The sequence below is a fragment of the Bowmanella pacifica genome (assembly GCF_014645355.1).
Classification (GTDB): Bacteria; Pseudomonadota; Gammaproteobacteria; order Enterobacterales; family Alteromonadaceae; genus Bowmanella; species Bowmanella pacifica.
Genome location: NZ_BMLS01000002.1, coordinates 804749 through 817789, shown reverse-complemented (window position 1 = coordinate 817789; position 13041 = coordinate 804749). Strand labels below are relative to the sequence as shown.

15 protein-coding genes are annotated in these 13041 nt (G+C 50.5%); 2 read left to right on the top strand and 13 right to left on the bottom strand.

Annotated features, from left to right (window positions below; genetic code table 11):
* Positions 1-187: 187 nt before the first annotated feature.
* Positions 188-1387: a tyrosine--tRNA ligase gene (gene tyrS, locus IEX02_RS09775; RefSeq protein ID WP_188694176.1), complete on the top strand. Its 1200-nt coding sequence runs from the start codon at positions 188-190 to the stop codon at positions 1385-1387.
* 130 nt (positions 1388-1517) lie between these two features.
* On the opposite strand, the gene IEX02_RS09770 is transcribed toward tyrS, so the two are convergent.
* The 12 genes from IEX02_RS09770 to IEX02_RS09715 all read right to left on the bottom strand — a co-directional run bounded on the left by IEX02_RS09770 (position 1518) and on the right by IEX02_RS09715 (position 10957).
* Positions 1518-2330: a CsgG/HfaB family protein gene (locus IEX02_RS09770; RefSeq protein ID WP_188693877.1), complete on the bottom strand. Its 813-nt coding sequence runs from the start codon at positions 2328-2330 to the stop codon at positions 1518-1520.
* A gap of 171 nt (positions 2331-2501) precedes the next feature.
* Positions 2502-3854 (bottom strand): NAD(P)/FAD-dependent oxidoreductase, encoded by a 1353-nt coding sequence (locus IEX02_RS09765; protein WP_188693874.1) that lies wholly within the window; start codon positions 3852-3854, stop codon positions 2502-2504.
* A gap of 26 nt (positions 3855-3880) precedes the next feature.
* A complete protein-coding gene (locus IEX02_RS09760; RefSeq protein WP_188693871.1) occupies positions 3881-4450 on the bottom strand; it encodes a GNAT family N-acetyltransferase in 570 nt (189 codons plus the stop codon).
* Positions 4447-4839: a DUF2721 domain-containing protein gene (locus IEX02_RS09755; protein WP_188693867.1), complete on the bottom strand. Its 393-nt coding sequence runs from the start codon at positions 4837-4839 to the stop codon at positions 4447-4449. The genes IEX02_RS09760 and IEX02_RS09755 overlap by 4 nt, the downstream gene beginning before the upstream one ends.
* Positions 4840-4851: 12 nt before the next feature.
* Positions 4852-5274 carry a hypothetical protein gene (locus IEX02_RS09750; protein WP_188693864.1) on the bottom strand — a complete coding sequence of 141 codons (423 nt, stop codon included), beginning with the start codon at positions 5272-5274 and terminating at the stop codon, positions 4852-4854.
* On the bottom strand, positions 5271-5642 hold the full coding sequence (locus tag IEX02_RS09745; RefSeq protein WP_188693862.1) for a rhodanese-like domain-containing protein: 372 nt from the start codon (positions 5640-5642) through the stop codon (positions 5271-5273). Before IEX02_RS09745 ends, IEX02_RS09750 begins: the two co-directional genes overlap by 4 nt.
* Positions 5643-5747: 105 nt before the next feature.
* Positions 5748-7127, bottom strand: a complete 1380-nt coding sequence (ahcY, locus tag IEX02_RS09740; RefSeq protein ID WP_188693859.1) for an adenosylhomocysteinase — start codon at positions 7125-7127, stop codon at positions 5748-5750.
* Positions 7128-7198: 71 nt separating this feature from the next.
* On the bottom strand, positions 7199-8014 hold the full coding sequence (locus IEX02_RS09735; protein ID WP_188693856.1) for a cobalamin-binding protein: 816 nt from the start codon (positions 8012-8014) through the stop codon (positions 7199-7201).
* A gap of 8 nt (positions 8015-8022) precedes the next feature.
* Positions 8023-8970: a cobalamin biosynthesis protein CobD/CbiB gene (locus IEX02_RS09730; protein WP_188693853.1), complete on the bottom strand. Its 948-nt coding sequence runs from the start codon at positions 8968-8970 to the stop codon at positions 8023-8025.
* Positions 8971-8974: 4 nt separating this feature from the next.
* Positions 8975-9679 (bottom strand): 5'-methylthioadenosine/adenosylhomocysteine nucleosidase, encoded by a 705-nt coding sequence (locus IEX02_RS09725; RefSeq protein ID WP_188693850.1) that lies wholly within the window; start codon positions 9677-9679, stop codon positions 8975-8977.
* Between the two features lie 278 nt (positions 9680-9957).
* Positions 9958-10527: a DUF2726 domain-containing protein gene (locus IEX02_RS09720; protein WP_188693847.1), complete on the bottom strand. Its 570-nt coding sequence runs from the start codon at positions 10525-10527 to the stop codon at positions 9958-9960.
* A gap of 100 nt (positions 10528-10627) precedes the next feature.
* Positions 10628-10957: a hypothetical protein gene (locus IEX02_RS09715; RefSeq protein ID WP_188693844.1), complete on the bottom strand. Its 330-nt coding sequence runs from the start codon at positions 10955-10957 to the stop codon at positions 10628-10630.
* Positions 10958-11043: 86 nt separating this feature from the next.
* Here IEX02_RS09715 and IEX02_RS09710 point away from each other — a divergent pair, with 86 nt between their 5' ends.
* Positions 11044-11514, top strand: a complete 471-nt coding sequence (locus IEX02_RS09710; protein ID WP_188693841.1) for a CBS domain-containing protein — start codon at positions 11044-11046, stop codon at positions 11512-11514.
* Positions 11515-11612: 98 nt separating this feature from the next.
* Here IEX02_RS09710 and IEX02_RS09705 read toward each other — a convergent pair whose 3' ends face one another.
* The gene (locus IEX02_RS09705; protein WP_188693838.1) at positions 11613-13028 is read right to left on the bottom strand and encodes a glutamate synthase small subunit GltD family protein; all 1416 of its coding nucleotides are present in this window, start codon (positions 13026-13028) and stop codon (positions 11613-11615) included.
* Positions 13029-13041 lie beyond the last annotated feature (13 nt).

The following is a 13041-nucleotide window of genomic DNA, read 5'->3' as shown; positions in this document are numbered from 1 at the left end:
CTTACTTTAAATTCGGAACAACGGCATTCTGACCTGCGAGATGAAAAAGGGTTCCACAGATCGGGCGCTTCAGCGCAGAATATCTGCTTCTGGCGAGAATTTCTACTCCTGTGGCTTTTATTGCCTACAGTGCAAGGCTAGAATGGCCAGCTATTTTTATGTCCCGGAATAAATGAGAAGCAAGTTGATGACAGATTGGCAAACCGCCTTTGCGGAGATAAAGCGAGGCAGTGAAGATATCCTGCTGGAAGAGGAATTGATCGAAAAGCTTAAAGAGGGTAAACCCCTCAAGATCAAGGCCGGCTTTGATCCTACCGCGCCGGATCTGCATCTTGGTCATACGGTGCTGATCAACAAGCTACGTACTTTGCAGCAGTTAGGTCACGAGATCATCTTTCTGATCGGTGACTTCACCGGCATGATTGGCGATCCCTCGGGTAAAAATGTCACCCGCAAACCGCTTTCCCGTGAAGATGTGTTGGCTAATGCTGAAACCTATAAAGAGCAGGTGTTCAAAATTCTCGACCCGGCCAAGACTCAGGTACGCTTTAATTCTGAGTGGATGAGTAATCTGGGCGCTGACGGCATGATTAAACTGGCGGCGCGTCAAACCGTGGCCCGTATGCTGGAACGGGATGACTTTAAAAAGCGTTATGCTGGTGGGCAGCCTATTGCCATTCATGAGTTTTTATATCCGCTGGTACAAGGCTGGGACTCGGTCGCGTTGCAAAGTGATATGGAGCTGGGGGGAACCGACCAGCGTTTCAATTTGCTGATGGGCCGTGAACTGCAAAAAGATGAAGGCATGCGCCCTCAGACCGTGCTGATGATGCCGCTGTTAGAAGGGTTAGACGGTGTGCAGAAGATGTCCAAATCTCTGGGCAACTATATCGGTATTACCGATACCCCAACGGATATGTTCGGCAAAATGATGTCCATCTCTGATGATCTGATGTGGCGTTACTATGACTTGCTAAGCTTCAAGCCGCTGGAAGATATTGCTGCGCTGAAACAGCAGGTCGCTGATGGGGCAAATCCCCGTGATATGAAGATTCTACTGGCTAAGGAAATCATTGCGCGTTTCCACGATATCGAAGCGGCCGAAGCCGCCCATCAGGACTTTATTCAGCGTTTTTCTAAAAATGCGCTGCCGGATGAAATGCCTGAGCTGACCATCAGTTTGCCAGCAGATGGACTAGCCATTGCCAATTTGTTGAAAGATGCCGAACTGGTGGGGTCTACGTCTGAAGCCTTACGTATGATTAAGCAAGGCGCGGTAAAAGTGGATGGTGAAAAGCTGGAAGACGGTAAGCTGGTACTTACCGAGTCTGGCACCGCGGTGTATCAGGTGGGTAAACGCAAGTTTGCCAGAATTACTCTGCAGTAATTTAGACTAAGGCGCCAATGGCGCCTTAGTGCTATCAGGGCGTTGGTTTCTTTTGCTGACAGATTTGGTCTCGTCATCGAGCAAATAAAAAAGGCCCGCTATGCGGGCCTCTTAATTTATCGTCTGCAGTTTAGTTAACGGTTAACTTGCCGCCTTTACCTAAACCACCTTCAACATTCTGCGCTTTATAATTACGCAAGGAATTAACCATATGGTTGTAAGAGTCTGCAAAAGCCGCAGTGATCACTTTGCCTTCTGGCGTGTCAGAGAAGCCGCCCGCACCGGCGAATAAACCGAACCATGCGCCACCAAAAAGACTGAAGTCCCAGTTTTTAGCGTTACCCACAGAAGAAGATATCTGGACACCAGAACGGTTATCGATCAGCAGCAAGGTAGTCGCTGCTTCATTACTTCTGGCACCACCGGCAACAGCGCCAACCCAGCCACCTAATAAGCCGCCCATACCACCAGTCTTCTCTGAAAACTGAATGGATGGTTGCATGGTGTAATCAGCAGCGACCAGTTGACCCTTGCCAAAATTACTGCCTTCACGAAGCTCACCAGAATTCATCAGATCCCGCTCGGTATCCATGGCCGACATGGTTCTGCCACGTTCTACAACGACAAAGCAGTTAGACTGCTGAATCATGGTACGCAGTACCGGCAGTGTGCTGCCCAGATTTGGATAATGCCTGCGATAGGTATACCACCAGTCGTCGTTTTGATCTTCGAAAACAGACATAGTGCCCAATGGCGCGTCACATTTCTCAAGTGCGCTGTTTGTACCTTCGGCGTTTGCACCGCTGGCTGCACCCGTTACTGTGTTGCCACTGGAGCCACCCATTGTTGGGGTGGTGCTGACGCAGCCGCCAAGCAAACCCATAAGGGTGAGTGCTAAAGTGGCTTTGATTAGTTTCCTACTACCTGGGTTTTTTTCAGACATTCTTCTATCATCCTGAAACTAAATGAAAATTTGGAACGGCATCATAGCTTTGTGATGTTTATTTGTCCATGTTGCTAATGTGGCAATTTAGTCATCACTTATGCACAGCTATAACATACTTTTGTGAAGGTTAAGTGGTTGGGGTCTTTACTCTTATGCTGTTGTAACTTTTTATAACAAGCCGTCACGAAAGCGTCCAAGGTGATAAAAAGCCCATAGTCCAAGACGGCGAAACTGTGCCATTGGGAATTGGGGCAGGGGGGATTGCATAAAAGGTAAGGTCGGTAAATTCAGATCTCCGGCTACGCGCTGGGCCAGGCGTTTTCCGGCCTGGCTGGCAAAAGAGACACCCGAGCCACAATAGCCCATGGCATAAAACACTTGTCCCTTATCATCAGCCTGGCAAATTCGCGGGTAGTCATCCAGTGATACGCTAACCCAGCCGCTCCAGAAATACTCTGCCTGTATCCCATTGAGCGCAGGTAGCGTCTGTACTAATGCATCCAGTAAGCGTTTTTTGTACACCGGATGATTGGCGTCCTTACCCCGAATAGCACCGCGCCCACCAAATAGAATACGATTATCAGGTAGCAGGCGGTAATAGTATTTCAGGGTGCGGGTATCCATGGCCATCAGGCCGCTTTTTAGTCCACAGGCTTGTCGTTGGGCATCACTTAGTGGTGCGGTCACTATGATGCTGGACAGCACCGGGAAATGACGTTTATCCACTGCACTATGAAACTGGTTTGGGGTGTAGCCGTTACTGGCAATGACCAGTTTGTCCGCCACTAGTGAACCGCTCGGGGTCAGCAGGCGAATCTTACTGCCCTCCGGTTGAATTTTTATCACCGGTGACTGGGGATAAATCTTGGCGCCCGCCTGGTGTGCCATATTGGCATAGCCTTGTGCCAATTTAAGCGGGTGCAGACCGAAGCAGTATGGGTAATGCAAGGCACCATGGGCCTGAGGAGAGTGCAGGTAGTTTTTCTCTAACGCTTGAGCACTGAGAAAGCGTAGCGGGTCACCAAACTTACGTTGCATTAAAATGGCTTGTTGCTTGAGTAGCTCAACCGATTGGCGGTTATGAGCAATCTTCAGGTAACCGCCATATTCAGGAGCACAAGGAATATCGCCGATATCTATTAGTTCTGAGACGGTATCAATGGCCTGGCGGTACTCTGCGTAAACAGCCTGTGCGGTTTGTTCACCCCATTTGTTTTCTATCTGGGCAAATGACAGCCGGCCGGTGCCGTTTAACACGAAGCCACCGTTGCGGCCGCTACAACCCCAGCCAATCTGATTGGCTTCCAGCACGGTAGGCTGAATATCATGCTGGCTGGCCAGATGCCAGGCGCAGGATAAACCGGTGTAACCACCACCAATGATGGCTACCTCGGTTTGTTGTTCACCGCTTAGGGCTGGCGCAGACCAGGGGTTAACCCCTTGCGCCCAGTAAGAAACGGGGTAGGGCCGACCCGTGCCGGGGTTGCTATCCAAAAGTGGATCATAAAAGCTCGACAACATGCGCTACCAGTGTGCTGAGTTTAGTTTTAGTCCTCGAAGGTTAACAGCATTTCTGCTGCCACACAGTCGCACTGGGTGCCACAAATCGGGCAAACATAGCCTTCATTGTCACAGTTTTCCTGCCATTTCCCAGGGTGCTCTTTCACCAACTTGCCGCCGCATTTAGAGAAGTATTTAAATGCACTGTTGCCTGGGCTTTGCATCCATATATGGGCTAGACCAGCCTTGGCGCCTTGTTTGGCTGCTTCTTGAATAGACAGCTTTAACATTTGTGAGCCAATACCTGCAGCACGGTAGGTGCTGTCTACGGTATTACATTTGAAATAGCACACTTTGTCTTGGGGATGTCCCCATAAGTCAGGGCTGCTCCATTTATCCGGTTGCCAGTGACCTGCAGCCCAGGTAATACGGAAGCCTACCAGGCGTTCACCATCCAGCGCTACCCAACTGGCATTAATACCATTGACCATACCTGCCTGGTGATAGCTTTGCAGCGACGGTAGGTCCATATAGTTGTCGCCATGTACGCTATTGGCTAAGGCCAGCAGGCGCTCGTAATGATCTTCATGTAGGGGAAAGTACTTAATATTGCTCATTTTTTTTTATTGGTTTGAATGTTCAGACTTTGCAGGTAGACGTCCAGCGCTTCTACAGAAATACGGATCTCGGCCACTGACAGCCACAGGGACCATAACAGTAAGATCAGGCTTAGGCCGAATATCCAACTGCCAGCTACCTGATAATTGAGGTAGATGGCCAGCATCGACAATACGCATAAAAAGAAACTGGCTACCCCGGCCTCTTGCATACGCTTGATAAGCTGAATGCGTTTGCGCAGATTAGCGATCTGCTTATGGGTGCTGTCGCTGTTATCAACGAAATTGCGGATGATGCTGGCTAAAGTTACAAACCTGTTGGTGTAGGCCAATAACAGTAACGAAATAGCTGGAAACAGCATCGCTGGTGTAGTCAGGGTAATATTCATTTAGGGTTAGGCTCAGAAAACAGCGTCCTGCAGGAATTTCAACATGGCCGCCTTGGCTTTGTCCAGATCGGCGAAGATTCTCTTTTGGATATCAGTGCTTATCTTGCTCTCTCGGCGTATTTGCGCCAATTGATTGATACCTACAGGTGAGTCGATGCAGTAGGCATCTCCCACACAGCCCAGTTTAAGGCACTCTTCATAGGCTTTTTGCAAATTACTGGCGGCATCGGGAATGGATGCCTGGTAGCCCGTGCAGTCGGCTATATATACCCAAGGTTTTCCCTGCAACTGCTGGGCAAGTTGCAACAGATTATTCAGATAGCTTTTACTTAAGCCCGAGCCAATCACTCCGCTAACCCTGGCTATCAGCAACTGCCCCTCTATCTGTAGCTGGTAGCCGCCGTACTTATCGCGTTTGCCGTAGGACTGGTTCATTTCTCAACCTGAAGCCCTTGTTCCTGCCAGCCCAGCATATCGCCTTCAAGCAGTGTGATACTGCCAAACCCTAGCTTATGCAGTTCATTGGCGGCTAACTTGGCGCGACGACCAGAGCGGCAATAGAGGACTAATTGGCTGCTCTTTTCATTGTCTAACTGCTGCAAAAATTCGTTGATACGATCATGGGGCACATTAATAGCACCGGGCACATGGCCCTCGGCATATTCTTCGGGCGTTCTTACATCTACCACAACAACGTCTTGTTTCCTCTCTAAGAGTTGTTGCGCCGAAATAGAAGAGAAGCCGGTCCCAGATGCAGAGGCTAGGCTGGTAAACAATACCAGGAGTAGGATGTATAAGCGCATAGATTACTCGCTTTGTCATGTTTCAAGCATATTAAACCCAAGGGGCCGGCGTAGTACAGAGCCATCCGTGTTTTGTTGTCAGTAAACACCAACTGTCACATTCCGTTAGTAGCGGTAGTCGTGGTGTTTAAATGGCCCATCTATCCCTACTTGAATATAGTCGGCCTGTTGCGGCGTCAGACGGGTGATGACGCCACTAAATCCCTCCACCATATATCTGGCGACCTCTTCATCCAGATACCTGGGTAATACATCAACCCGCAGGTTTTCTTGCTTTTCTGCATTCTCCATATGGGCAAAGCCTCTCTCAAACAGGTGTATTTGGGCCAACACTTGATTGGCGAAGGAGCCGTCCATTACCCGGGAAGGGTGGCCGGTGGCATTGCCTAAATTTACTAGCCGCCCTTCAGATAAAAGTAACAAGGCATCGTGAGGCTCATTGCTTCGGTAGATTTTATGCACTTGGGGTTTTATCTCCTCCCAGTCCCAGTTTTGGCGCATAAAACCGGTATCAATCTCATGATCAAAATGCCCGATATTGCATACCACGGCACCGGCTTTCAGGCATTTCAGCATATTGGCGTCGCAGACATTGATGTTGCCTGTGCAAGTGACGACCAAGTCGATGCTCTGCATCAACCCCTGGTCTATGTCGGCCAGTTGACCACTGTTGTTGCCCATGCGGTAGGGTGACACCACTTCGTAACCGTCCATACAGGCTTGCATGGCACAAATGGGGTCAATTTCGCACACCCTGACAATCATGCCCTCCTGACGTAAGGACTGCGCCGATCCTTTGCCCACATCGCCGTAACCAATCACCAAGGCCTTCTTGCCCGCCAGCAAATGATCTGTGGCACGTTTAATGGCATCGTTGAGGCTATGGCGGCAGCCATATTTGTTGTCATTCTTAGACTTGGTTACGGAGTCATTGACATTGATGGCGGGAACTTTAAGTCTGCCTTGTCTCAGCATTAACAACAGACGATGCACGCCTGTAGTCGTCTCTTCGGTAATACCATGTACTTGCTCCAGCACGTGCGGGTACTTGTCATGCAATATGGCAGTGAGATCGCCACCGTCATCCAGTACCATATTGGCCTGCCAGGGCATACCGTCTTTTATAATGGTTTGTTCGATACACCACTCATATTCGGCTTCTGTCTCGCCTTTCCAGGCAAATACTGGCACCCCGGTAGCCGCCATGGCAGCTGCGGCATGGTCCTGAGTGGAAAAAATATTGCAGGATGACCAGCGTACTTCTGCGCCCAAAGCGGTCAGGGTTTCTATCAGCACCGCGGTTTGAATAGTCATATGAATGCAGCCCAAAATTCTGGCCCCGGCCAGTGGTTGCTGCTGATGATACTTGTGACGAATGGCCATCAGCGCTGGCATCTCTGATTCGGCTATCTGAATTTCTTTGCGGCCCCATTCTGCCAGAGCCAAATCGGCTACTTTAAAATCCCCTGATAAACCGGTTGCCATCTTTCCATCTCCCTCAACTGGTGTTTATGGATGAATGGTAAGCATGGTATTGAATTATCAAGCTTTCAAATCTACGGCTCAGGGGAGTGAAGTTTTCCACAGAGTTCGTCTATGCCTTGAGGTAAACGCAGGGAAAAACGGTGTAAGGTATCAGGATTAACACTATGAATTGCTTGTTCGGATACCGCCAGAACTCCTTTCCAGGGCTGCCAGAAAGCCAGCAGTTGCGCTCGGGGTTGTGTAAAGGCTGCCACGATTTGTTCTGGCTTACGCGCCAACACACCTTCCATTGCGACTTCGGGATAATCGGAAAGCGCATCGGCAAAAATGTTCTGTGCATTACAGATACTCAGCATCTGACTGGCCCAGGCATTGGGGCCGATGCTCATCATGGGGGTTGGCCACAGATAGTAAAACACTTTCACAGGTGGTTGCTGTGCGTAGTGGGTTTTCAGCGCCCGCAATTTTTGTAAGTAGTTGTCTGCCAGTTGTTCGGCCAGATCTGATTTACCTAAACGTTTGCCCAAAGCCTTTAGCTCGCTGGCAATATCTTCCGGACGTTTGGGGCTGGATAGGAATACCTCGAAGCCAAGTGATTGTAATCGCTCAATATCCTGTGGCTTATTGCCCCCTTGCCAGGCCAAAATCAAATCAGGCTTTAAGCGCATCAGGGCTTCAAAGTTTACTCCCTGATAACTGGCCACTTGCGGCAGTGCCTTGGCTGCTTGCGGGTAATCACTAAACTCGCTGACCGCCACAAGCTGCTCACCAGCCTGTAGAGAATACACCAGCTCGGTGGTGTGAGGGGCGATGCTGATTATGCGCTCTGCGGTCACTCCCGGTAGGCTGAACAGCAGACTAAGTAAGGTAAACAAGAAAGGTTTCATTCAATTCCTCAGAGGACCAGGGGCAGGGCGGATAATAGTGCACTGAGCACAATCAGCAGCCATTGGATTTTTACTATGGCTATTCTGGCTGTCTGGATATCAGCCGCTTCGGCCTGACGCTCGCCGCCGCATTTGGGCAGGCGAACTTTGTGTCCGTTGTAAAAGGCGGGGCCACCAAGCTGAATACCTAATGCGGCGCCAGAATAAGCAAGCAAGGTGACTCGGGGCGTGCGCTGGGCTCCCTGCTGAATACTCGCCCGGCTGCCTTTTTTAGGCGGCTGCAACATCAGCAATAACAACATACTTAGCCTGGATGGGAAAAACTGCAGCCAGCGACATACCCAGGCCAGCGGGGCACCAAAATACCGAAATTCGGCCTGACGAACATTCCATACCTGACTGAATTCGTATAGCAACCGGTAGGTCAGTGCCCCCAGTCCCCCAAGCAGTAGATACCAGAACAATACGGCAGCGTATTGGTGATAAAAACGCAGTAACCCGCTCTCAATTACCGCCTTGCTCAGCCCCATGGTGGTTAACTGAGCGGTATCGCGCAGCACCAAAGGCTGGGCTATGTTACGGGCCAGAGATTTTTTGTTTCCCACAAGCGCACGTTGGATCTTCCCCATGCCATCCAACACCGGTTGATAGCTGAGCGCCATAAGAAGCAAGAAGGCATCAAAAAATGCTGGGAACTCGGCCAGATAGATAAACAGTCCAATACACACCAATATGGGGGTAAGTACCACAATGGGGGCCAGGCTACCGGATAAACGCTGCTGGCCAATGCTGTGGCCAGAGGGGTTAACCTTAGCGGCCAGGCGGGTGGCTAACAGTCGGAAAAAGGATAACGGATGGTATCTGGCTGGCCAGCGCCAGAGCTTTTCTATCCATACCACAATAAGCAACAACCAGACGGTTTGTAGCTGGGGATCAAAGAAAAGCTCGGCCAGCATGAATTTAGCGGGAGTTGGCTAAGGTCTTGATCATGTCCATGACCAAATTGGCGGAATTCTTAGCTGCCTTTTCCAAGTACTGGTCAAAAGAGACTTTAGACGTGGTACCGGCAATATCCGACAGTGAACGGATGACCAAAAACGGCGTGTCCAGCATATGTGCCGTTTGGGCAATGGCCGCGCCTTCCATTTCCACTGCTTTCATATCCGCAAATTTGCTCCGCAATGTGGCGGCAGCATCATCACAGCCGATAAAGGCATCGCCGGTACAGATAAGGCCAGTACGAAAGTTGACATGTAGTACATCGCGGGTGGCGTGTTCCGCTGCCGCAATCAGGCGTGGATCGCAGCTAAAACGCGCAGGCATACCGGCCATCTGCCCGGCCTGATAGCCAAAATGGGTAAGGTCGGCATCATGATGCAAGACTTCACTGCCGATCACTACATCGCCTACCACCAAGTCCGTATCAAAACCGCCGGCTGAGCCAGTATTGATAACATAATCCGGTGCGAACTGGTCAATCATCAGGGTGGTGGCAACCGAGGCGGCTACCTTGCCAATACCACACTTGACCAGGATCACTTCCACGTCATGCATAGTGCCGTCATAAAAGTCCAAATGGGCATGACGGGTGTGGTTGATGTTCTTCAAAGACTCTTTAAGCAGCGCAATTTCCTGATCCATTGCGCCCAGAATGGCTATTTTCATGCTAATACTTCATCGGGGGAATTGGCCGCTAGTTTAATAACTTGGGGCTGTCAGTCCAAGTACTAAAAGTGGTCAGGGCGCAGAACGGAGTGGTTGGCTTAGGCAGAGACTAGTCATTGATGTGTAATCTGCTCGAAGCGAGTTTTCTCATGGCTTCAGAGGTATTACTGTATAAAGCGCAAGCACTTTATTAACTTACCCCTATTAAAGGCGGTGGCTTCCGCCAAGATTCATCTGCCAACTTAAGAGGATGCCGTCCCTGGCTCCATCATGAACACTTATGCCGTTATTGCACGGCCCAGAGCGGTTTTATCGTCTTTAATTGTGCCTTGCACCAGGGGCTTTTTCGGTTCTTTGTATCGCATAGGGGCGAGTTTGGCCTCGATACAATCACGAATTTCCTGTGCCGAATAACCTGACTTCACTTTAATACGCAGGTGGGGGATACGGGCGGCGTCCAGGCTGCTGCTGACATACCAGTCGCGCTGGCTTTTGTAGCCGTCTTTGCCGGCGTTATGTACCAGATCTACGGCCACCACCGGGCTCATATCGGCTTTGTCACACAGCACAAAATCCAGTTGTCTGGAGGCGGCTTTTTGCAACGCGCTACGGGCGGTTTTTTTGTCAGTGCCCTGGCGTAGGCTGAGAATGTCGCTGAGTTTGACCCGGCAAATCACCCGGTACTGATGGCCAACGGCACTTTCCAGTAATTCCAGAAACGAGCGTTCAACGGGAGTAAACAGGTTACTGCGTTTTTTAAACGGAAAGGCCAGTTTTTCGCCCGTCAGTTTAATGGCGCCGATAGCCACTACAATTAGCATCATTAGCAGAACAATGGTCAGTTCCATAGCAGTCTCCGTAGAAAAGAAGCCAAGGTTTTGACGCTTGGCACAAGTATGGGAGTGTCTGCAAGTTAGGTGCCAGAACTGGCCGGGGGAAATCGGGAAGTTATTCTTTTACCAGCATGTCTACCTGGCTGCCCTGGCCGTCAGCAGAAATCACCACCACCCAACGACCTTGCTTGTCTTCCAGCACCTGGCGGTCTTTACTCTGACTGGTTGAAGCATCACTTAATCGGTTTTGATAAAATGCCAGGGTTTGCGCTGGGGTCAACGCCGAGAAATAGCTCAGGGTGGCCGGCAGCGTATCGTCAAACAGGTGACAATAGCTGGCGTTTTCTGCCAGTGGCAGTTGATGGAACTGTTCGGGACAGTCTGTTGCTGCCAAGACTGGACTGGAGATGCCGAGCAGGAGCAAACAGGATTTTTTTATGGCCATGGTACGCATGTCTCTTAATGAGGTATGGTTACTATAGAATGTCCCTAAGGGGGCGACAAATAGCCAGTGTGATACAAAGGTATAAGATGAGTCTGGAAAAAGTCATGACCAAGCGCGTGGTAACTATTGGCGCAGATGCCAGTCTCGCCGAGGTACAGCGCATTTTTGCGGCCAAGCTTTTTCACCATTTGCTGGTGGTGGAAAATGACCAGTTGGTGGGGATGGTGTCGGATCGTGACCTACTTAAAGCCCTGAGCCCCAATTTGGGGACCGCGTCGGAAACCCGGCGTGATACCGCGACGCTGAATAAAAAGGTGCATCAAATTATGACGCGTCAATTGTGGGTGTTGACTCAGGATGATGATATCTACGATGCCATTAGTTTAATGAACCAGCAGAAGATTTCTTGTTTGCCGGTGATAGATGTAAACCGCAAACCCATAGGGATTTTAAGCTGGCGGGATATTCTGCGCTTATTGTCGGCAGGGAAGGCCAAGCGCGACAGACAATTTGACGCCTATCACCAACCTTTACAGCATCGCGACGACATGTCCTGAACCATAAAAAACGCAGCCGAGGCTGCGTTTTTTAAATTCCTTAAACAGGCTAAATGTCACGTTGCTGCTATGCCAAGGTCTGACAAAGCGGCAGGTTCTCAGACGTTAAGGTAGTCCAGAATGCCTTCTGCGGCCTGGCGGCCTTCAAAGATAGCGGTAACTACCAAATCTGAGCCTCGGACCATATCACCACCGGAGAAGATCTTAGGGTTACTGGTCTGGAAGGGATATTTACCTTTAGCAGGAGCTCTGACCCGGCCCTTTTCATCCAGGATAATGCCGTAATCAGCAAACCAGTTGGCCGGACTAGGCTGAAAACCAAAAGCGATAATCACCGCATCGGCTTCCAGTACATGCTCGGAACCGGGCACCGCTTCGGGGCTGCGACGACCAGCAGCATCCGGTGCGCCTAACTGCGTTTTTACCAGTTTAACGCCGCAGGCTTGGCCCGCTTCGTCGACCGCAATGTCCAGAGGTTGCAGGTTAAACTGGAAGTCCACCCCTTCCTCACGGGCATTTTGTACTTCACGACGTGAACCCGGCATGTTTTCCTCGTCACGACGATAAGCACAGATAACCTTGTCAGCGCCCTGGCGTACCGCAGTACGTACACAGTCCATGGCGGTATCCCCACCACCTAGCACCACCACCTTTTTGCCTTTCATATCCACATAGTCAAAGGCCACTTGCTCATGTCCCATTAACTTGTTGGTGTTGGCTATCAGGTAAGGCAGGGCTTCATAGACACCGGGCGCGGATTCGTGTTCGAAACCACCCTGCATATATCGGTAGGTACCCATGCCCAGGAACACCGCATCGTATTCATCCAGTAACTGCTGGAAGGCAATGTCTTTGCCGATCTCGGTGTTCAGCACAAACTCTACGCCCATTTCGGTAAAGATTTCACGGCGTAGCTGAATGACGTCTTTTTCCAGCTTAAAGGCAGGGATGCCGAAGGTCAGCAGCCCCCCGATTTCCGGATACTTATCGAATACCACCGGAGTGACACCGTTACGCACCAAAATATCGGCGCAGGCCAGACCGGCTGGACCAGCCCCGACAATGGCCACCCTTTTGGTGGTTTTGACCACGCCGGACATATCCGGTCGCCAGCCCATTTTAAATGCGGTGTCGGTAATAAATTTTTCGATGGAGCCGATGGTTACTGCACCAAAGTCGTCACTTAAGGTACAGGCACCTTCGCACAGGCGGTCCTGTGGGCAGACTCGACCACAGACTTCCGGCAAGCTGTTGGTTTTATGTGACAACTCGGCGGCTTCCAGAATCCGGCCTTCATTGGCCAGCTTCAACCACTGTGGAATATAGTTGTGCACTGGGCACTTCCATTCACAGTAAGGGTTCCCGCAATCCAGACAACGGTCAGCCTGACCGGCTGCCTGAGAATCGCTCATCGGCTGATAGATCTCGGCAAACTCGCTGCGACGGGTCGCCGCTGGCTTCTTGGGAGGATCGATACGCTCGACATCGACAAACTGATATACGTTTTTTGCCATAGTGTTTCTTCCT